General features: G+C 32.0%; 23 protein-coding genes. 19 read left to right on the forward strand and 4 right to left on the reverse strand.

Going from position 1 to position 21,108, the window contains the following annotated elements; genetic code table 11:
• Positions 1–27: 27 nt before the first annotated feature.
• The 12 genes from gcvH to SHI72_RS00085 all read left to right on the forward strand — a co-directional run bounded on the left by gcvH (position 28) and on the right by SHI72_RS00085 (position 9,113).
• Positions 28–408, forward strand: a complete 381-nt coding sequence (gene gcvH, locus SHI72_RS00030) for a glycine cleavage system protein GcvH (RefSeq protein WP_039114886.1) — start codon at positions 28–30, stop codon at positions 406–408.
• The gene (locus SHI72_RS00035) at positions 401–787 is read left to right on the forward strand and encodes a VanZ family protein (protein WP_323488654.1); all 387 of its coding nucleotides are present in this window, start codon (positions 401–403) and stop codon (positions 785–787) included. The genes gcvH and SHI72_RS00035 overlap by 8 nt, the downstream gene beginning before the upstream one ends.
• A gap of 174 nt (positions 788–961) precedes the next feature.
• The gene (deoC, locus tag SHI72_RS00040) at positions 962–1,705 is read left to right on the forward strand and encodes a deoxyribose-phosphate aldolase (RefSeq protein ID WP_323488655.1); all 744 of its coding nucleotides are present in this window, start codon (positions 962–964) and stop codon (positions 1,703–1,705) included.
• 21 nt (positions 1,706–1,726) lie between these two features.
• The gene (locus SHI72_RS00045; RefSeq protein WP_323488656.1) at positions 1,727–3,850 is read left to right on the forward strand and encodes an energy transducer TonB; all 2,124 of its coding nucleotides are present in this window, start codon (positions 1,727–1,729) and stop codon (positions 3,848–3,850) included.
• Between the two features lie 157 nt (positions 3,851–4,007).
• Positions 4,008–4,910, forward strand: a complete 903-nt coding sequence (gene cyoE / locus SHI72_RS00050; protein WP_323488657.1) for a heme o synthase — start codon at positions 4,008–4,010, stop codon at positions 4,908–4,910.
• Positions 4,911–4,912: 2 nt separating this feature from the next.
• Positions 4,913–5,500: a cytochrome c oxidase subunit 3 gene (locus SHI72_RS00055; protein ID WP_039114879.1), complete on the forward strand. Its 588-nt coding sequence runs from the start codon at positions 4,913–4,915 to the stop codon at positions 5,498–5,500.
• A 42-nt stretch (positions 5,501–5,542) separates the two neighbouring features.
• The gene (locus SHI72_RS00060; RefSeq protein ID WP_039114878.1) at positions 5,543–6,523 is read left to right on the forward strand and encodes a cytochrome c oxidase subunit 3; all 981 of its coding nucleotides are present in this window, start codon (positions 5,543–5,545) and stop codon (positions 6,521–6,523) included.
• An 18-nt stretch (positions 6,524–6,541) separates the two neighbouring features.
• Positions 6,542–6,892, forward strand: coding sequence for a cytochrome C oxidase subunit IV family protein (locus tag SHI72_RS00065; protein ID WP_039114877.1), 351 nt, complete (start codon positions 6,542–6,544; stop codon positions 6,890–6,892).
• A gap of 77 nt (positions 6,893–6,969) precedes the next feature.
• Positions 6,970–7,611, forward strand: a complete 642-nt coding sequence (locus SHI72_RS00070) for a hypothetical protein (protein ID WP_039114876.1) — start codon at positions 6,970–6,972, stop codon at positions 7,609–7,611.
• 12 nt (positions 7,612–7,623) lie between these two features.
• Positions 7,624–8,313, forward strand: coding sequence for an SCO family protein (locus SHI72_RS00075; RefSeq protein ID WP_323488658.1), 690 nt, complete (start codon positions 7,624–7,626; stop codon positions 8,311–8,313).
• A 1-nt stretch (position 8,314) separates the two neighbouring features.
• Complete coding sequence (locus tag SHI72_RS00080) at positions 8,315–8,854, forward strand: DUF420 domain-containing protein (RefSeq protein ID WP_323488659.1); 540 nt, start codon at positions 8,315–8,317, stop codon at positions 8,852–8,854.
• Positions 8,847–9,113 carry a hypothetical protein gene (locus SHI72_RS00085; protein WP_323488660.1) on the forward strand — a complete coding sequence of 89 codons (267 nt, stop codon included), beginning with the start codon at positions 8,847–8,849 and terminating at the stop codon, positions 9,111–9,113. Before SHI72_RS00080 ends, SHI72_RS00085 begins: the two co-directional genes overlap by 8 nt.
• A gap of 8 nt (positions 9,114–9,121) precedes the next feature.
• Here SHI72_RS00085 and SHI72_RS00090 read toward each other — a convergent pair whose 3' ends face one another.
• Positions 9,122–10,531: a DUF4403 family protein gene (locus tag SHI72_RS00090; RefSeq protein ID WP_323488661.1), complete on the reverse strand. Its 1,410-nt coding sequence runs from the start codon at positions 10,529–10,531 to the stop codon at positions 9,122–9,124.
• A 169-nt stretch (positions 10,532–10,700) separates the two neighbouring features.
• Between SHI72_RS00090 and SHI72_RS00095 the strand changes: the two genes are divergently transcribed.
• The 7 genes from SHI72_RS00095 to tsaB all read left to right on the forward strand — a co-directional run bounded on the left by SHI72_RS00095 (position 10,701) and on the right by tsaB (position 18,625).
• A complete protein-coding gene (locus SHI72_RS00095) occupies positions 10,701–11,402 on the forward strand; it encodes an ABC transporter ATP-binding protein (RefSeq protein WP_035617842.1) in 702 nt (233 codons plus the stop codon).
• Positions 11,395–12,639 carry an ABC transporter permease gene (locus SHI72_RS00100; RefSeq protein ID WP_039114869.1) on the forward strand — a complete coding sequence of 415 codons (1,245 nt, stop codon included), beginning with the start codon at positions 11,395–11,397 and terminating at the stop codon, positions 12,637–12,639. The genes SHI72_RS00095 and SHI72_RS00100 overlap by 8 nt, the downstream gene beginning before the upstream one ends.
• A gap of 2 nt (positions 12,640–12,641) precedes the next feature.
• Positions 12,642–13,913: an ABC transporter permease gene (locus SHI72_RS00105; RefSeq protein WP_039114867.1), complete on the forward strand. Its 1,272-nt coding sequence runs from the start codon at positions 12,642–12,644 to the stop codon at positions 13,911–13,913.
• Positions 13,914–13,953: 40 nt separating this feature from the next.
• Positions 13,954–15,069: an efflux RND transporter periplasmic adaptor subunit gene (locus SHI72_RS00110; protein WP_039114865.1), complete on the forward strand. Its 1,116-nt coding sequence runs from the start codon at positions 13,954–13,956 to the stop codon at positions 15,067–15,069.
• Between the two features lie 84 nt (positions 15,070–15,153).
• Positions 15,154–16,590 carry a TolC family protein gene (locus SHI72_RS00115; protein WP_039114863.1) on the forward strand — a complete coding sequence of 479 codons (1,437 nt, stop codon included), beginning with the start codon at positions 15,154–15,156 and terminating at the stop codon, positions 16,588–16,590.
• Positions 16,591–16,596: 6 nt separating this feature from the next.
• A complete protein-coding gene (locus SHI72_RS00120) occupies positions 16,597–17,883 on the forward strand; it encodes an efflux RND transporter periplasmic adaptor subunit (protein WP_323488662.1) in 1,287 nt (428 codons plus the stop codon).
• Between the two features lie 70 nt (positions 17,884–17,953).
• Positions 17,954–18,625, forward strand: a complete 672-nt coding sequence (gene tsaB / locus SHI72_RS00125; protein ID WP_039118372.1) for a tRNA (adenosine(37)-N6)-threonylcarbamoyltransferase complex dimerization subunit type 1 TsaB — start codon at positions 17,954–17,956, stop codon at positions 18,623–18,625.
• Between the two features lie 8 nt (positions 18,626–18,633).
• Here tsaB and SHI72_RS00130 read toward each other — a convergent pair whose 3' ends face one another.
• The 3 genes from SHI72_RS00130 to SHI72_RS00140 form a co-directional block, all read right to left on the reverse strand.
• Positions 18,634–19,446 (reverse strand): mechanosensitive ion channel family protein, encoded by an 813-nt coding sequence (locus SHI72_RS00130; RefSeq protein ID WP_039114858.1) that lies wholly within the window; start codon positions 19,444–19,446, stop codon positions 18,634–18,636.
• Between the two features lie 102 nt (positions 19,447–19,548).
• Positions 19,549–20,007: a YtxH domain-containing protein gene (locus tag SHI72_RS00135; protein ID WP_323488663.1), complete on the reverse strand. Its 459-nt coding sequence runs from the start codon at positions 20,005–20,007 to the stop codon at positions 19,549–19,551.
• A 179-nt stretch (positions 20,008–20,186) separates the two neighbouring features.
• On the reverse strand, positions 20,187–21,086 hold the full coding sequence (locus SHI72_RS00140) for a NifU family protein (RefSeq protein WP_323488664.1): 900 nt from the start codon (positions 21,084–21,086) through the stop codon (positions 20,187–20,189).
• Positions 21,087–21,108: the final 22 nt, after the last annotated feature.

A 21,108-nucleotide genomic window follows, 5' to 3' on the forward strand; every position in this document is an offset into this window, starting at 1 on the left:
ATTATCAATTATCAATAAGTATTTATTATGAATATACCAACAAGTTTAAAGTACACAAAGGATCACGAATGGGTTAGCATTGAAGGTGACGTTGCAACAGTAGGAATTACTCATTTTGCTCAAAAAGAATTAGGAGACATTGTTTATGTTGAAGTAGAAACTTTAGATCAAACGCTTGATAAAGACGAAGTTTTTGGAACAGTTGAAGCTGTAAAAACAGTTTCGGATTTATTTTTGCCATTATCAGGAGAGATTATTGCTTTTAATGACAGTTTAGAAAGTGCTCCAGAAACAGTAAACTCAGATCCTTACGGGGCTGGATGGATGATTAAAATTAAAATTTCTAACACATCAGAATTAGATTCTCTATTATCTGATGAAGCTTATAAAGAATTAATAGGTGCTTAAACAAATATTTTTTTTATGTTTGGCTTTATTGTGGACAGGAATTATCGTTTTTCTTTGTTTAACTGAGTCAAGTAATATCCCAACAATAAAAATTCCTTACATAGATAAATTAGTTCATTTTTGTTTTCATTTTGGTTTTACAATACTATGGTTTTTGTTTTTTAAAAAACAATTTAATAGCATAGATAATTATAAGCCGTTACTTGTTTCTTTTGTTTTTTCGATTTTTTTCGGACTTGTAATAGAGATTTTGCAAAGTAGATATACTTTAACAAGAAGTGCCGACATGATGGATTTTTTAGCGAATGCAATAGGAGCAACATCAGCAATAATTGCGGTGCTACTATTTAATAAGCTAATCTCTAAAATAGTAAATTAATAAATCCCACTTCGGTGGGATTTTTTGTTTTTAATATTTTTGGTAATGTAATATTTATGTTAGTGATTGTACTTTGTTTAGGCTTAATTAAAAGTAACAGTTTATACCAAACTTATCTCAATATAAAATGTATTTTTGCCAACCAGGATTTAATACAATTAATTTATTATACCCATGAATATTAGACAATACTTAGATTCAACATATTTAAAAACTGCTGAGCAAGCTAATTTGACTGAAGCAGAAAATACACAGATAGTTAAAGATGCAATTGAAGAGGCTATAACTGAGCGTTTCAAATTGATAATGATTCGTCCGGATAAAGTTAGTTTGGCGAAAGAAATGATCTCGAAGGCAGAATCAAATCTCTTGATAGGTACTGTGATCGACTTTCCTGAAGGCAAATCAAATTTAGAGGCAAAGCTTGCGGAAGCAAATGTAGCAATACAAAACGGAGCTGATGATTTAGATTTTGTATGTAATTATGAAGCTTTTAAAAATGGGGAAATTGATTTAGTAAAAAATGAGATTTTGCAATGTACACGTTTGGGATTGACCAATAAAAAAGTTGTGAAATGGATTATAGAAGTTGCAGCACTTAACGATACAGAAATTATACAGCTGTCGGCATTAATAAAAAACATAATCATTCAAAATTTTGATGAAAATGATTATTCTTCTGTTTTTGTAAAATCATCAACGGGCTTTTATAAAACAGAAAATAATTTGCCAAATGGAGCAACAGTTCCAACAATTATAATGATGCTTGAAAATGCTTCGCCGCTTCCTATAAAAGCTGCTGGTGGGGTAAGGTCATATAATGAGGCTTTCGAAATGATTAATCTTGGAGTGAAGCGTATAGGAACTTCAAATGCCAAAGCAATTGCAAACGGAGAAACTTCACAAAACCAATATTAAATTCACAACCAAAACCACCGTATGAACAAAGGTTTTTTGACTTTTATTATAGCATTTTACTCTTTAATGGCTGCTTCTCAAGAAGCAAATAATTTAACTGTTAAGTCTAGTTTTACTTCTGAAGAATTTCCAATTTTTCCAACTTGCGAGAATTTAAAATCGAAAGCTTTGGAAAATTGTTTCTATAGCGAGGTTCAGGATTTTGTATTTAAAAATTTTCAAATTCCTTCAAATTCAAAACAGAATAATTATAAAGGTGATGTAAAAGTCCTTTTTGAAGTGGACAGAAATGGAGAATTTAAGGTTATATATGTTAATGCTAATAATGATGAATTAGTTCAGGAAACAAAACGTGTTTTTGCTACATTTCCTAAAATTAAGCCGTCTACTTATGATGGAAAGCCAACGTATTCTAAATATACGATAGTAATTAATATACCATTAAAAACGGCAGGGCAAATTTCTGAGGAAGCAATAGCAGCGTCAAAGATCATTAAACCTGATACTGCACCTATGACAGAATTGGATAGTATTGTTTATAAAAAATATACAAATCCAGAGTTTGAAAGTAATTTAAATATTCCTTTTTCTCATAGTTATTACGCCCAATTTGATGGTGCTTTAAATAAAGTGGGGAGTAATAATCACACAGCTTCAAAGCCATACACATATGCCGAAGTTTCAAAATATTATAATCTTAAAGCGGTGAACGAATCGCTTAAAAAGAATGTTTCTGGTTGGTGGGGGCGCAAGCTTTGGAATGAAAGTTTAGTCGAAATAGAAGGAGAGGGATATTGGTTTACATTAAATGCTATTGTAGATCTACAAGTAGGTAAGGATACAAAAAGTGATATTTCTTATACTTATGTAAATACAAGAGCGCTTAATTTTAGAGGTGGTCTAGGTAAGCATCTTAATTTTACTACGACAGTTTTTGAAAGTCAGGGAAGATTTGCAGATTATTATAATAGTTATGCTGAATCGATAAAACCTTCGGGTGGAAATCCTGCTGTAATTCCTGGAATTGGAATTGCTAAAGCTTTTAAAACAGATGGCTATGATTTTCCTTCTGCGGAAGCAAATTTGACTTATAAGCCAGGTAAAATTTTTGATTTTCAATTAGGTTATGGAAGAAATTTTATAGGAGATGGATATCGTTCTTTATTAGAGAGTGATGGAGCAAGTCCGTATCCGTATTTTAAAATGAATACTACTTTTTGGAAAATAAAGTACACCAATACTTATATGTTTCTTAAAGATGTTAGACCCGATGCAACAGTAGATAAAACTTATGCCAGTAAATATATGGCAAACCATTATTTAAGCTTAAATGTTACAAATAGATTAAACTTAGGTTTCTTTGAGTCAGTAATCTGGACCAATAGTAATGACCGAGGTTTTGATATGGCTTTTGCTAATCCTATTATTTTTTACAGATCGGTTGAGTTTGCTTCTTCTTCTAGAAGCGGTAATGCTTTACTTGGTTTAACTGCAAAGTATAAATGGAATAATCAAATTAATTTGTATGGACAATTTCTTCTGGATGAATTTTCAGTTGGTGATATGGGAAGTGGAGAAAAAAGCTGGAAGAATAAATTTGGATATCAGTTAGGAGCTAAGTATTATAATGCATTTCATGTGCCTAATTTATTGATGCAATTAGAGTATAATCATGTGCGCCCGTATGTGTATTCTCATAGCGCTGTTATAACAAATTATGGTCATAATAATCAAAGTATTGGACATCAATGGGGAGGTAATTTTAGCGAATTTATAGCTATAGCTCGTTATCATAAAGGAAGGTATTTTGCAGATGCAAAAATTACTGTTGGAACCAGAGGTTTGGATTTTGATACTGCGGAAGATTCATTTAATTATGGATCGGATATTTATAAGAGTTATGATGTAAAAAGACCTTATAATACAGGTGTAGAAGTTGGGCAAGGGAATAAAACATCGGTTTTTATTACCGACATTCAGGCGGGTTATTTAGTTAATCCAGCTACAAACTTAAAATTCTTTGGAAGTTTAATTTATAGAAACTTTGATCCGACTAAAGATACTGCGGCAAATTTTAAGCAAAGTACAACATGGTTTACTTTAGGATTAAGAGCAGATGTCTTTAATTGGTATTTTGATTATTAAAATATTTAGTAAGATTTTTTGCAGATGATTCGGTTTTATCGTGAAATTGAAGCATGTTTAGTGCTTTCTATTGAAAAAATGTAATTTTATCGTCCTAAATTCTGCAATCTAATTTGTACATTTGCACCAGTTTTGAAAAAACCAAAATAACAACGCATTGGACGCAACACAAAATACACTTTCACTCAAATCTATTTTTAATGATTTCAAAGAAATCACAAAAGCAGGACTCGCCGTAAGTGTTTTGTTCTCTTCGATAGCTGGTTACCTACTTGGTTTTGATGATCAACATCCATTTCAATGGTCGGTACTTTTAGTTTTAGCAATTGGAGGATATTGTATGGTAGGGGCTTCAAATGCTTATAACCAAGTTATCGAGAAAGACCTTGATGCTTTAATGGACAGAACAAAGAATCGTCCAGTTCCTTCAGGAAGAATGTCGCCTAAAGTTGCTTTGCTTGTAGCGTGTTTACTTACAATTATTGGATTAACTTTACTTTATACAATCAATCCTAAAACAGCAATGTTTGGTGCGATTTCAATTTTTTTATATACCAGTGTTTATACACCATTAAAAACAGTGACTTCTTTGTCTGTTTTTGTAGGTGCTTTTCCAGGAGCGATACCATTTATGTTAGGATGGGTTGCAGCTACAGGAGATTTCGGTATTGAAGCAGGAACATTATTTCTAATTCAGTTTTTTTGGCAATTTCCTCATTTTTGGGCTATTGGTTGGTTCTTGTATGAGGATTATGAAAAAGCAGGGTTTTTTATGCTTCCAACAGGAAAGAAAGACAAAGGAACTGCATTACAGGTTATATTATATACGATTTGGCTTATTATAGCATCGCTTTTGCCATCTTTAGGATATACAGGTAAATTGTTTATTACGCCAATAGCGGCAATTTTAGTGTTCTTATTAGGGCTTTGGATGTTGTTTTATGCAGTTCGTCTGTATAAATTAAGAACGGCTAAAGCAGCTAGAACATTGATGCTGGTGAGTGTTTCTTATATTACCTTGTTGCAGTTGATTTTTATATTTGATAAATTTTTAAGATAGTTATGGAAATGACAATGACAAAAGATGAAGATAGAGCAAGAAGCGCTAAGTCATCTAAATTGATTTTATTGTTCGCAATGGTTAGTATGACCATGATGTTTGCTGGGCTTACCAGTGCGTTTGTGGTTAGTAAGTCAAGAACCGACTGGTTGAAGGATTTTCAGCTGCCTTCAGCGTTTTATTATAGTACTTTAGTGATTATTGGTTGTAGTGTTACTTTTTATTTAGCTAAAAGAGCTATTCAAAAAGACAATAGAAAAGCGACAACTAACTTACTTTTGACTACTTTAGCATTAGGAATTTTATTTGTGGTTTTACAGTTTGCAGGATTTGAACAAATCGTTGCAGATGGCTATTATTTTACAGGAGCGGAGAGTTCTATAACGACTACTTTTCTTTATGTTGTAACGGTTACACACTTGTTTCACCTAGCTGGAGGGATTATTTCTCTTTTAGTTATTATTTATAATCATTTTAAACAGAAATACAATTCGACTCAAACTCTTGGAATAGAACTAGGTGCAATGTACTGGCACTTTCTTGATTTCTTGTGGGTCTATTTATTTTTATTTTTATATTTCTTTAAATAAGAAAAAAACGTAAATTTGGGAACTTTTTAACGAATATCTTTTATGGAAGCGACAGTTACTACTGCAAATAACGAAGAAAAAACTTGGGGAGGCGGCAATGAGCCATTAGGAGCAAGTTATGGTAAAATGATGATGTGGTTTTTTATCGTATCAGATGCCTTAACGTTCTCTGGATTTCTTGCGGCTTATGGTTTTTCTAGATTTAAATTTATTGAAACTTGGCCATTGGCTGATGAAGTGTTTACTCACTTCCCTTTTATGCATGGTGTTCCTGCACCTATGTATTATGTCGCATTAATGACATTTATTTTGATTTTCTCATCTGTAACAATGGTTTTGGCTGTTGATGCAGGACATCAAATGAAAAAAAGCAAAGTTGCAGTATATATGTTTTTAACTATTATTGGAGGTTTGATTTTCGTTGGGTCACAAGCTTGGGAATGGAAAAATTTTATCAAAGGTGAATACGGAGCTGTTGAAACAAAAGGAGGAAGTTTACTTCAGTTTGTTGATAAAGACGGGAAACGTGTTGCTCTTGCAGATTTTGCAGTAAAATTACCAGAAGGTAGAGAAGCATTAACTAGAGACAAAGGAAAATGGTTTATGAGCGATGCAGAAACATTGCCAACATATTCTGTTGCCGAAGTTCAAGCTGGTTTTAAAGCACATCCTGAATTGTTAGTAAGAACAGAAGTCCTTACTAAGGAAAAGAAAAAAACTGTTCTTTCTAGAGAAGAGTCTGAATTGAGATTAAGTCAGGCACATTACGTTGTAGAAGGTGCTAATTTGGTTAGAAACGAATACGGAAATAAATTATTTGCTGATTTCTTTTTCTTTATTACAGGTTTCCACGGATTTCACGTGATTTCTGGGATTATCATCAATATCATTATCTTTTTTAATGTGTTGTTAGGTACTTATGAAAAAAGAAAGAGCTACGAAATGGTAGAGAAAGTTGGTTTATACTGGCACTTTGTCGATTTAGTTTGGGTATTTGTATTCACGGTTTTCTACTTAGTTTAATTTTAGATCTATATTATTATGTCACACGAATATGTATCACATACAAAAAGAATCTGGTTTGTTTTTGCACTACTATCAGCTGTAACAACAGTAGAGGTTATTTTAGGAATCTACAAGCCAGGAGTATTAGAGTTTAATCATTTTATAGGTTTAAATTTATTGAATTGGATATTTTATATCTTAACAATATATAAAGCTTATTATATAGTATGGGCATTTATGCACATGGAAGGTGAAAAAAGCAGCCTTAGATGGTCTGTAGTTTCAACGGTTATTTTCCTAGTTTTATATTTATTGTTTATTCTTTTAACTGAAGGACATTATATTTATGGGGTTTTTAAAGATTCTACTATTAAATGGAATTTTTAACATGATATTAATTCAAAAAGAGGGTACGCATTGCGTACCTTTTTTTATTTTTGTACTTTAAATTTTTCCCTTCTATAATGAAAAAAAATATAGTCCTTTTCGTTCTCTTCGTTTTGCCTATAGTTGCTTATCTCTTTTTTGCTTCTGGCGTGAATGGTTTTACTACTTTGCCTGTTATAACACCTAAAGTTGCCGACTTAGGAAACTGGGAATCCTTGAGAGGTGAAAAAGTAAGTCTGGATAACAAAATAACAATACTCGGTTTTTCTGGAACTGAGATTTTAAAAAATCGTGGAAATTATTTTAATTTAAACGAAAAAATTTACCAACGCTATCACACTTTTCAAGATTTACAATTTGTTGTAATTTGTCCTTTGGGAACTGAAGAAGATACTCGTAAAGTAGTAGATGCTTTAGCTGCTTTTACAGACGTATCACAATGGCATTTTGTTTTTGCTTCACCAGACGAAATCAATACGTATTATAATCAATTGCATTTAGTTGGAAAACTAGATCAGCATCTAGGTACGCCTAATGTCTTTATTGTTGATAAGGGACGTAATTTAAGAGGTAGAAAAGAAAAGAAAGATTACAAGGAAGGATATAATACTTTTCATCCATCTGAACTAAGTAACGAAATGCTCGATGATTTTAAGATAATCCTTTACGAGTATCGTGCGGCCCTTAAGAAGAATCATAATGCAACCAAACAACTTTAAAATTATATTGCCATGTTTAAAAACAAATCATATATCGGAATCTCTTTTATAATATTGATTTTTGGTATTTATGCTATTCCTAAAATTATCGATAGAGTAAAAAATGATACTGTTGTAAAAGGGAGTCGTTTGGATAGTGTTAATGCAAAAGAAGCGAAGGATGATGGTAAATTAGTAAAAATTGGTCCAGCTCCTAAATTTGAATTAACAAATCAGGATAACGTTAAAATTTCAAATGAAACGTATAAAGGAAAAGTATATGTTTTAGAATTTTTCTTTACCACTTGTCCATCAATTTGCCCTAAGATGAATTTGAGTATGTTAGAAATCGAGAAAAAGTTTTTTGGGAATCCTAACTTCGGAATTGTATCTATAACTATTGACCCTGCTCATGATACGCCACAAGTATTAAAAGATCATGCTAAAATGCTAGGAGTTAAATCGTCTAATTGGAATTTTTTGACAGGAGATAAAAATGTTATCATGGATTTATCTAATAAAGGATTTAATCTATATGCTGGAGCAAATAGTAAAGTAAGCGGAGGATTTGAACATTCTGGTTTATTTGCTTTGATTGACAAAAATGGTAATATTCGTTGTCGTAAAGATGATTTTGGAAATCCAATTCTTTATTATGACGGATTAGATAAAAAAGGAGTTAGAGATATACAACAAGATATAAATATATTATTAGAAGAGTAAGATGGAGGATAATTCATTAGAAAAAAAATACAATAAGTACATCATGCTTGTTTCAATCGTAATTCCAGTTGTAGTTGCTATTTTATTTGGAGTTAAACTTAAAGATTTTGGATATAATGTTGAGCCGCTTTCTTTCTTGCCGCCTATTTATGCTACAATAAATGGTATTACAGCATTAGTTTTGATTATTGCTGTAATGGCTATCAAAAAAGGAAATCGTAAGCTTCACGAACGCTTAATGACTACGGCAATTGCACTTTCGTTAGCGTTTCTGGTAATGTATATTGCATATCATATGACATCAGATTCTACCAAATTTGGTGGAGAAGGTGCAATTCGATATGTATATTTCTTTATTCTGATCTCACATATTTTATTATCTATTGCAATTGTTCCATTGGTTTTAATAACGTATGTTCGTGCAATCGCAAATACATTTGACAAGCACAGAAAAATTGCAAGAATCACATACCCGCTTTGGTTATATGTTGCTATTACCGGAGTAATTGTTTATTTAATGATTTCCCCTTATTATGTTTAATATAAATACAAACAACAAGAAACAAGGTGTTTCTAGACTAGCAAAGATTAGTTTCTTGTTGGTTATTTTTTTCTTTAATTTATCTGTCAATGCACAATGCGCAATGTGTCGCGCTGCTCTGGGCGGAGATGAAAATACTAAGCAAGCCGAAGCTGTAAATGATGGAATTGTTTATCTTATGGTAGTTCCGTATTTGCTTGTTGCAGTAATTGGTTACTTGATCTACAGAATGTATCAGTCTAAAAAGAAGAACGCGTAAACTAGGATTTATTTCAATCCATTTACCGAAACATTCACTGTTCCATTAACTTTTATAAAAGCAATAATGGCTTGATTTGTCAATTCTACTTTTTGGAATTCTATGTCTTCCATTTTTCCATTTACATAAACGCCAGGCATAGGCGAATAGTTCTTAAGATAATTAAGCATACTTTGTTTTCCTTCTTCTAAATTAGGTTGAATAGAATAACGGCAGCTTTCTTTCATTTTGTTTAAAATAAATCCTTGTAATAGCCAGTTAGCAGTACGAGTTAGTCTGCTTTTTGTATCAAGAACATAGTCTAGTTGATCAAAATAAAGTTCTTTAGTTTGCGGGTTGTATTTAGGGAAACCATTTAGATATAAAGTTCCATTTACAGCACCTAGGACATCTAAGGCAATAATCATTTTACCATCTTTGTGCCAGATTTCAACATTCTTAACAGTTATTTTTTTGCTTCCAGTACCAAACTCTTGCCCTGCAAAATTTTTAGTCATTATTTTAGATGCGTCTTTGTAACTAGACACGGCAGCGATATTAGCTGTAATTTGTTTTGGGATTTTAGATACTGGTTTCAAAACTATTTTAGAAGCACTAAATTTGGTTTCAGGTTGTTTACCAATTATAGTCTCCATATTACATTTCATTCCCATTTCTAGTAAGAAAGAATCATTTTTTAATTTAGCATCAGAAGAGTATATTTCAATAGGTACAATTCTTAACCAGCTGTCATATTCTTGATTCATCTGGAATGGAGTACATATTTTTTCTAAGGCAGCCAAAACATTTGGTTTAAAGTCCATTGACTTTTCTATTGCAGCATCGATACTTTTTTCTAATTTTGATTTGAAAATAGAAATGGCTGGATTTATAAGATAAGTTACAGGCATATTCTTTCCAAAAACACTCATAGTTGGGCTCTCATTCCAATCTAATGATTTTAATTCGGTTTTAGTGTTCAATTTCCAATTGGTCAGCCCCACTGAGCTAACTAATGTGATTACTCCATTTAAATTAAATTCTCTGGTATCGTATAGCTCTACGCCTAATTGTTTGGTTCCTATTCTATATTTTACAAGTGCTTTTAGAGGTAGAATAGTCTTGATTTTCTTGTCAGGATTTGCAGGATCATTCTCAATTCTTATAGGAGCCAATTTCCATATTTTGATTTCGATATCGTCATCTTCAATATTGTTGTCTTCGTAAATTAAACCAGTAAGTAAAGTATTAGTTTGGTTTTCAATGTCTTTTAGCTTTACGGTAATAGGCAAGTTTATGAATGAAGGAGTGTTGTCGTATATTAATGGGCTAGCATCATCGGGCTCAGGCTTTAATGTTGCTAATTTTTGAGAAGAAGAACAGCTAGTTATAAAAGTGATAACTATTGAGAGGGCTAGAAACGATATTAATTTCTTCATTATATTTTTTTTAAGATGCAAAATTAAGAAAACAAATATATTTTAAGATTAAAGTGTAACATTTTGATAGAGATTTAGTCTTATTAGTGTAATAGGTTAAAACTATTAACATTTCATTATATTGAATTACTTGGCAAAATAAGTATTATTGTTTTAAAATTAACAAACCATGATTGAAATTAAAGACTTGCATAAATCCTACAAAATGGGAAAATCTGAATTACATGTGTTGAAAGGAATTAATTTCAATATTAAAGAAGGAGAGTTGGTTGCTATAATGGGGTCATCTGGTTCGGGGAAATCAACATTGCTAAATATTTTAGGAATATTGGATGAAGCCGATTCGGGAGAATATATTCTGGATAATGTGCCAATTAAAAATCTTAATGAAACAATTGCATCTAGATACAGAAATAAATTTTTAGGTTTTGTTTTTCAATCCTTTAATTTAATTAATTATAAAACGGCATTAGACAATGTTGCTATGCCATTATATTATCAGGGTATAAAAAGAAAAGAACGTTATGAAATTGCCTTGGCTTATTTAAAAAAAGTTGGTTTGGATTCGCATTCACACCATTTACCAAGCGAACTTTCAGGAGGGCAAAAACAGCGTGTGGCAATAGCCAGAGCATTGGCTTCAAACCCTAAAGTATTATTGGCAGATGAACCAACCGGAGCTTTGGATACAAAAACATCATATGAAGTAATGGAACTGATTCAGGGAATCAATGACGAAGGAAAAACAATTTTGATTGTAACACACGAGCCAGATATTGCAGCAATGTGTAAAAGGAATGTAGTCTTGAAAGATGGACTAATTATCGATGATAAATACGTAGAACAAGTAAGAGCATCAGCTTATGTTTAATATTGAGCGTTGGCAGGAAATATTTGAAGCAATTTCCAAAAACAAATTAAGAACCTTTCTTACAGGGATTTCTGTTGCTTCAGGAATTTTTATATTGGTTATTCTTCTAGGTGCGGGTAAAGGACTTCAGAACGGAATCGAAAAACAATTCGAACGTGATGCTGCAGGTATTATAGAGGTTTGGACAGGTGTTACTACAAAACAATATAAAGGACTAAACCCAGGGAGACAAATTCAGTTTAGAAATAGCGATTATTCACAATCAGTTCAAAAATTTGAAAATCAGTTAGATAAACGAGCTTCAACTTATAATTTTTGGGGTGCATCTGTAACTTATGGTAAAGAATCTTCAAGTTATCAGTTTAGAGGTGTAGATCCGGATTATTTAGGAATCGAAAATGCTACCATTGTAATGGGAAGATTCATAAATAGCAAAGATTTGGCTAATTATGAAAAAGTCGCAGTAATTGGGATGAAAATAAAAACAGACTTATTTAAGGATAAAAACCCGCTTGGAGAACAAATTTCTATAAACAATATCAATTTTAAAGTTGTTGGAGTTTTTACTGATCCGGCTGGAGAAAGAGAGGAAACCAGAGTTTATTTGCCAATGACTACAACTCAAAGAGCTTATGGAATTGGTGACAAAGTAAGTAATTTGTTTTTTACATTAAACAAAAAAGCTTCATATGAAGAAGCATTGGCAGAATCTGAAAAATTTACTGCGGATTTAAAGCAACTTTTAAAGACTAAAAATGTTGTAGCTCCAGATGATGATAATGGTATTGGGGTTTACAACTCAGTTAAAGATGCAAAACAAGTTTATGACTTGAATCTTTATATCAGACTGTTTTTTTGGTGGGTAGGGATTTGTACTATAATAGCAGGTGTTGTGGGAGTTAGTAATATTATGCTAATTATTGTAAAAGAAAGAACGAAAGAAATTGGGATAAGAAAAGCACTTGGAGCTTCGCCAATATCGATAGTTGGAATGATATTACATGAGTCTATTTTTATCACTACAATTGCAGGTTTTATTGGTTTATTGGCAAGTTTATTATTACTAGAAGTAGTAGGGCCAATGATAAAAAGTGAATTCTTTTTAAATCCAGAAGTTGATTTTAATGTGGCGTTGACCACTTTAGTTTTGCTCGTATTTGCGGGAGCAATGGCTGGTTTTTTTCCAGCATACAGAGCAGCAAAAATAAGACCTATTGTAGCACTTAGAGACGAATAATTATGTTTGATAGAGATAATTGGGAAGAGATTTTAGAAGCTTTAACGGCTAATGTGTTTAGAACAGTGCTTACCGCTTTTGGTGTGTTTTGGGGAATATTCATTTTAGTAATCTTACTCGCAGCAGGAAATGGTTTAGAGAATGGTGTTAAAAAAGGATTTGATGGTATTGCAACAAATACGATGTTTATGTGGAGTCAAACTACATCAAAACCTTACAAGGGATTGCCTAAAACACGACGTTATGATTTTAAAAATAGTGATGTTGCAGCTTTAAAAGAGGCTTTGCCAGACTTATTATATGTGTCTCCTCGTAACCAATTAGGAGATTCTAATGATGGTGTTAATAATGTTGTTCGAGGTACTAAAACTTCTGCGTTTACTATTTTTGGTGATTATCCGGAGCTTATTAAACAACAGCCTATGGATATTATAAAAGGGCGTTTTATAAACCAACAAGATATTAAAGAAAATAGAAAAGTTGCCGTTATCGGGAAAGGAGTTATAAGTGGACTTTATGGAAAAGCCGAAGAAGTTATAGGGACTTACATTAAAGTGAATGGTGTAAATTTTATGGTAGTAGGGGTTTATTATTCTAAAAATCAGAATAATGGAAACGCTGAAGCGGAACAAAAAAATATATTTGTTCCTTTTACAACCTTTCAGCAAGCCTTTAATTACGGAGATAAAGTAGGATGGATGGCGCTTACTGCAAATGATAAAGCCTCCATAACAGATTTAAAACCAAAGATCATAGAAATAATAAAAGAAAGACATTCTATTAATCCTATTGATGATAGAGCAGTTGGGAATTTCGATTTGTTTGAACGATTTAATCAAGTGCAAGGATTGTTTACAATCTTAACATTCATTGCTTATTTTGTAGGTACCTTAGTTTTAATTTCTGGAGTTATCGGAATTTCTAATATTATGCTTATCGTGGTAAAAGAGAGAACCAAAGAAATAGGAATTCGTAGAGCATTGGGAGCAACACCTGGAGCCATTCGCAGACAAATACTTTCGGAATCTATATTCTTAACTATTATATCTGGAATGTTAGGTATTGCTGTTGCAACTGGGGTTATTGCAATTCTTAATATGGTATTGGCTTCGATGCCTCAAGAAGGAGAAACGATGTTTGCGAATCCAACGGTAGACTTAAGAGTTGTTTTTGTAGCATTATTAATATTAGTAGGGTCAGGTTTGCTGGCAGGATTTATTCCGGCACAAACTGCAATAAATGTAAAGCCAGTAGATGCTTTGCGAGCAGAATAAATTATCAATCAATAAAATAATCGATTAAACAAAAAACAAAATGAAAAAAGGAGTAACCATAACCGTTTTAATTTTTATCGCAGTAGTTTTCTTCGGGGCTTTGTATTACTTGTATGCAAAAAATCAAGAGTCGCCAATTGTTTATCAAACAGAAAAAGCTGAGATAAAAACGATAGTTAAAAATACAATTGCGACAGGGAATATTCAGCCTGATGAAGAGGTACTTATCAAACCTAATATTTCGGGAATTATCGAAGCTGTTTATATAAAAGCAGGAGAGACTATAAAAGCAGGAGACATGATTGCTAAGATTAAAGTTGTTGCAAATGTTTCGAATGTAAGTAATACTCAAAATCAAGTTCAGACAGCTAAGATTGCATTAGATAATCAAGAAAAATTATATCAAAGACAAAAAACATTGTTTGATAAAGGGGTAATTTCTGCAAATGATTTTGATGCTGCACAAGTGGCTTACAAACAAGCAAAACAAACTTATTTATCTTCTAAACAAAGTTTTGATATTGTAAAAACAGGAACTACATCTGGATTAGGAAATTATGCTAATACTTTAATTCGTTCAACAGTAACGGGAATGGTACTAGATGTACCTGTAAAAGTAGGTAATCAGGTTATCGAAAGTAATAACTTTAACGAGGGAACTACAATTGCAAGTGTGGCAGATGTGGGAAGAATGATTTTTGTTGGAAAAATTGATGAATCTGAAGTTGGGAAAATCAAAGAAAAAATGCCAATTGAAATTACCGTTGGAGCCATAGAAAACAAAAAATTTGATGCAATTTTACGTTATATTGCACCAAAAGGAGTGGTAGAAAATGGAGCGATTCAGTTTCAAATAAAAGGGTCACTTGAAAATAGAGATGATACATTTATTAGAGCAGGTTTAAGTGCAAATGCATCGATTATATTAGATAAAGCAGAAAAAGTTTTGGCTATAAAAGAATCATTGGTACAATTTGATAAAAAAACTCAAAAGCCATATGTTGAAGTAGAAACTGCGCCACAAAAATTTCAGAGAAAAGACCTTGTTTTAGGCGTTAGTGATGGAATTTATGTTCAGGTGAAAAGTGGTATTACAGCTACAGATAAAATAAAAATTTGGAATCAAGGCTTGATAAAAGAAGAAGAGAAAAAATAAGTAGCAGTTAGAAAAAAAGAATTTTTGGTTTTTAAAGAATGTTAAATTTGTATAGTATCTTTGCTATGCTTTGATTCAAAGTTTATGAAAAATAATAAATATATTTATTTTGTTTTTGTCTTGCTATTTGGAGCGTCAATTCAGGCGCAATCTAAAAAATGGACGTTAGAAGAATGCGTAAAGTATGCATTGGATAACAATATTTCGATTAAACAATCGGAATTAGATACCAGAAGTGCTACTATTGATAAAAAATCTGCTATAGGAAATTATTTGCCTACGGTAAATGCCAATGCTTCACACTCCTGGAACGTTGGTTTAAATCAGAATATTACAACGGGATTACTTGAAAATCAAACCACACAATACTCTTCTGTTGGAGCAAGTGTAGGTGTTGATATCTATAAAGGATTACAAAATCAGAATACATTACGTAAAGCTAATTTATCTATTGTTGCATCAAAATATCAATTGCAAAAAATGCAAGAAGATATTTCGCTTAATGTAGCAAATGCATTTTTGCAAGTACTTTTTAATAAAGAAAATTTAAAAGTACAACAAGAACAACTTGCAATTAGTGAAAAACAATATACACGTTCAGACGAATTGGTAAAAGCAGGAACAATCCCAAGAGGAGATTTATTAGATATTAAAGCTACTGTTGCAACTGGTAAACAAAATGTTATCATTGCAGAGAATACGTTGCTAATTTCTAAATTAAGTTTGGCACAGTTGTTACAACTAAAACAATTTGAAGATTTTGATGTTGTTGACGATACCAATATAAATGATGGAAATTCTATTTTGTCACAGTCGGCAAGTACAATTTATGAAAAAGCAAAAGAAGAAAGAACAGATTTAAAAATTGCTAAAACGAATCTGGAAATTGCTGAGAAAAATGTCTCTATTGCCAGAGGTGCTTATCAGCCTACTTTAAGTGCATTTTATAATTTTAATACCAGAGCAAGTTACTCAGATATTGTTACAGGGGCAGTTCCAGATGCAAATAATCCTACTAAGCAAATTGGTTTTGTACAAGGGACAAATCAAAGTGTATTGCAAAATAATTTTTCGCCAGTTTTAGGAAATGCAGCGCCAATTTTGGATCAGTTTAAAGATAATAAAGGACAGTCGTTTGGTTTCCAGTTATCAGTGCCAGTTTTTAATGGTTTCTCTGCAAGAAATAACGTAGAACGTTCAAAAGTAAGTTTAGAGAAATCTAAGATCGAATTAGAACAAAAAAACTTAGATTTACAGCGTAATGTTTATACTGCTTTTACAGATGCAAAAGGAGCGTTAAATGCACATGAAGCATCGGTTGTGGCATTAGAATCAAGACAAGGAGCTTATGATTATGCTAAAGAAAAATTTGCAGTAGGATTAATGAATGCATTTGATTTTAATCAATCACAAACATTACTTACTAATGCACAGTCGGAAGTTATTAGAACGAAGTACGACTATATATTTAAAATTAAAATATTAGAATTCTATTTTGGAATTCCAATTGTTAAAAACTAGTTCATTATGTCAAAAAAAACAATTTATTTCTTATTAGGCGGCGTAATAGTTGTCATTGCAGCATTAGTTTGGTTTAAGAAAGAAGGTGTAATAGGAAATAAAGATGCTGGTACAGAAATAGAAGTTGCAAAAGTAATGGCATCGACTATTGTAGAAACTGTTTCGGCAACAGGAAAAATTCAGCCAGAAATTGAAGTGAAAATTTCATCAGAGGTTTCAGGAGAAATTATTGCACTAAATGTAAAAGAAGGGCAAGTTGTTAAAAAAGGAGATTTATTGGTAAAAATAAATCCGGATTTATATACATCCAGTTATGATCGTACCGTTTCTAATTTGTCTGGAGCCAAAGCTGGTTTAAGTCAATCAGATGCTTCTTTTAAAGAGGCAAAGGCTAGTTATGAAAGAAATAAAAAGTTATTTGAAAAAGGAATTATTTCCAAGTCAGATTGGGATAAAGCAATAGCTTCTTTTGAAGTTGCCAAAGCAACCAAGCAAAATTCTTATTTTGCTGTACAAAGTGCTTCAGCATCTGTAAATGAAGCTAAAGATAATTTAAGACGTACTACTATTTATGCTCCTGCAGATGGAACAATTTCTGTGCTTAATGTAGAGCTTGGAGAGCGTGTTTTAGGAACCCAACAAATGGCTGGAACTGAAATTTTAAGAGTTGCCAACCTGAACAATATGGAAGTTGAAGTTGATGTAAACGAAAATGATATTGTAAAAATAAAAGTTGGAGACGAAGCAAATGTTGAAGTAGATGCTTATTTAAAAAAGCAATTTAAAGGTATCGTAACAAGTATCTCTAATTCGGCAAGCAGTACATTAACATCTGATCAGGTAACAAACTTTAAAGTTAAAGTAAGAATTTTAAAAGAATCGTATCAGGATTTATTGGAAGGGAAGCCAGAAGCATATTCGCCTTTTAGACCAGGAATGACAGCAACAGTTGATATTATAACAAACACAAAAAAGAATGTGTTAGCGGTGCCAATAAGTGCCGTAGTTGTAAAATCTGATACTACAGCTGTAAAAGAAATTAAAATTGAAGATCCAAATGATAAAAAAGTAGCTCCTAAAAACGACAAAAAATTCGAATGTGTTTTTGTAAAAGTAGGAGATAAAGCTAAAATTAGAATTATCAAGACAGGAATTCAAGACGATACAAACATCGAAGTAATGTCTGGACTGAAAGCCGGAGATGTGGTAATTACAGGGCCATACACAACAGTTTCGAAAGATTTGAATTCAGGAGATAAGGTTAGCCTTAAATCCGATAAAGAGAAAAAATAATAATGACAAGACAATCTAGTTCTATAGTAGAATTAGATTGTTTTTTGTTTCCATAAAATATAAAATTAGTTTGGCTTACATTCTTAATATTGAAACCGCTACAAAGAACTGTTCTGTTGCTTTAGCAAAAGAAGGAAAAATTATTCTGCACAAAGAAATCTCTGAAGAAGGCTATTCTCACGCCGAAAGATTACATGTTTTTATCGAAGAATGTATTCTGGAAGCAGGAATTACTTATAAGGATTTATCTGCAATTGCAGTTAGTCAGGGACCTGGATCTTACACAGGATTGCGTATAGGGGTTTCGGCTGCAAAAGGGTTATGTTTTGCATTGAATATTCCATTAATAGCTGTAGATACATTACAAACATTAGCTTCTCAGGCAAATGTTACAAATGGCTTAATTGTTCCGATGCTGGATGCTAGACGAATGGAAGTGTATAGTGCTGTGTTTAACTCAAAGTTAGAAAAGCAAAGAGAAATTTTGGCTGAAATTATTACCGAAAACTCTTTTGAAGAATATACCGAAACAATTTATTTTGTTGGAGATTGTGCCGAAAAATGCAAACCAGTTTTAACAAAAGAAAATTTTATTTTTCTAGAAGAAGTTAAATACCCATCGGCAAAAGAAATGAGTACTATAAGTTTTGATAAATTCAAAATAAACGACATTGTGGATGTCGCTTATTTTGAACCTTACTATTTGAAAGATTTTATGGTTACAACTCCCAAAAAGCAATAAAAACTATTTTATTTTTGAAGAGTATAAGGCTGAACGGAAATTCCTGCTTCGTCTAAAGCAATTTTGCAATTTTCTAAAGTCTGAGAAATAACAGTTCCGAAATTTTCATTTTTTGCCCAAGGACGCACTGCAAATTCTACAGAACTAGTTGTTAGGTTTTTTACGAAAACTTCTGGCGCAGGATTCTTAAGCACATTAGGATTGTCTACTAATATTTTTTCAAGAATATCTTTTGCCTTTTTAATATCAGCATCATAAGCAATTGCAAATGTTAAGTCAGCTCTACGTTGACCTTGCATAGAATAATTAATAATTGTGCCATTAGATAAAGCTCCATTTGGTACAAATACAGTTTGATTGTTTGCGGTAAGCAACTTAGTTACAAATATTTGTATTTCAGAAACGGTTGCAATAATACCTTGTGCTTCAATTGTATCACCAACTTTAAAAGGTTTAAATACAATTATAAGCATACCTCCGGCAAAATTAGAAAGGGAACCTTGTAGTGACAAACCTACTGCAAGACCCATGGCACCAAGAATAGCTACAAATGAAGATGTTTCAATTCCTAGTTTGGAGATAAATGATACAAATAGTAATATGCGTAATGCCCACAATAAAATATCCGCAAGGAATTTAGATAAGGTAGGGTCGAGGTTACGTTTTACCATTATTCGACGCATTACTCTATTTACAACACGAATAATGTAGAGTCCTACAAATAAAATAAGAAAAGCTGAAATTAGTTTTGGAGAATAATCAACTAATATTTTTATAAATTGATTAACGTACTCACTAATTTGTTCTGGATTTAGATTCATTTTTTTTAATATAAAAAAACCTTCTCATAGAGAAGGTTTGAATTAGTTTGACAAAGATAAAAATTAATTATTTTATTAATTAAAAATCGAGATCATCTTTAACTATTTATTTAATGCTTTATCCGAAGCTTCATCGGCTGCGTCAGTTGCATCGGCTGCAAGAGATTTTGTTTCTTCTGTAACAGTTTCGGCTGTTGTTGAAGCAGTTTCTTTAACCGAATCAACTGCTTTTTCGATAGCATCCGAAGCTTTTCCAGCATATTCGCTCACGGTATCTTTTGCTTGATTTACATAATCTTCAGCGCTGTCTAGTATTGGGGCAGAAACTTCTTTAACCTTTTCGAAAGTTTCTCCAGCAAATGTTTCCGCTTTTTCAAGATATGGAGCCGATGCTTCTTTAACCTTGCCTATGGTTTCTTCGGCAAATGTTTCGGCTTTTTCAAGATAAGGAGCAGCAGCTTCTTTTGCTTGTTCAAATGTACTTTCGGCTTGGTCTGCTAATTCTGTAGCAGACTCCTTGGCAGTGCCGAACAAATTCTTAAAAAATGTTGATAATCCCATAATAGTTCTTGTTGATTAATTTAGATTACAATATTAATCTTTTTTTAAAGAAATATATTATTTACGGAGTAATAATTTATTGATAATAAGTAGTTTGTGTTTTAATTTTCGTTTTTTTACGACAATAAAAAAGCGCTCCGATTGAAGCGCTTTTTTAAATTTTTTATAGAAATGAAGGGTTATGCATTTACAGCTTCTACTTTTATGTTATCGTCATTTAGCATACTTTTTAGCATATTTTCGATACCACTTTTAAGTGTAAACGTTGATGACGGACAACCGCTACAAGCTCCTTGTAAAATCACTTTTACAGTTTTATCCGTTTCATTATAAGAATCAAAAGCAATATTTCCACCATCGGCAGCTACCGCAGGTTTTACATACTCTTCTAATATATTGATGATTTGTTGTGATGTTGTATCCAGTTTATCAAAAGCTTCATCTTTAGTAACATCATTTTTAGTTGCTACTTCGATTAGACTTTCGTCTAAAACAGTTCCTCCGTTTTCAATATATTGTTTAATGAAAGTTCTTAGCTCAAGAGTAATTTCTTGCCAATCATTAATCTCATATTTAGTTACCGAAATATAATTTTCATCTATAAAAATCTCTTTTACATAAGGAAATTTAAATAATTCTTGTGCTAATGGAGAAGATGCAGTTTGGTCAATATTTTTGTATTCTATTGCATTTTTAGTCAACATTCTGCTTACTACAAATTTTAGGGCTGCAGGATTAGGAGTCGATTCACCATAAACAGTTATTGGCTGCTTTTTAGGTTTATTTTCGTCAATACTTATTATTACTCCACCATCGTTTACAAAAGCTTCGATTTGTTCAGCTACAGCATCTTTTACATCATTCCATTCAACAATGCTATATCTTTCGATAGCAATAAAATTACCTGAGATATATACAGTTTTTACAAATGGTAAATGAAAAAGTTTTTGAGCTAATGGAGAGTTTTTAGCTTCATCAATATTTTTAAATTCAAAGCTCTCATTCTTAGTTATAAAGTCAGGAAATTCGAATTTTAGTATAGTAGGATTTTGTGTTTCTTTTATAGTGAGTTTTGTCATGATTTAGTAATTTTTTACAAAT

It is taken from the genome of Flavobacterium sp. PL02 (assembly GCF_035013205.1).
GTDB lineage: Bacteria > Bacteroidota > Bacteroidia > Flavobacteriales > Flavobacteriaceae > Flavobacterium.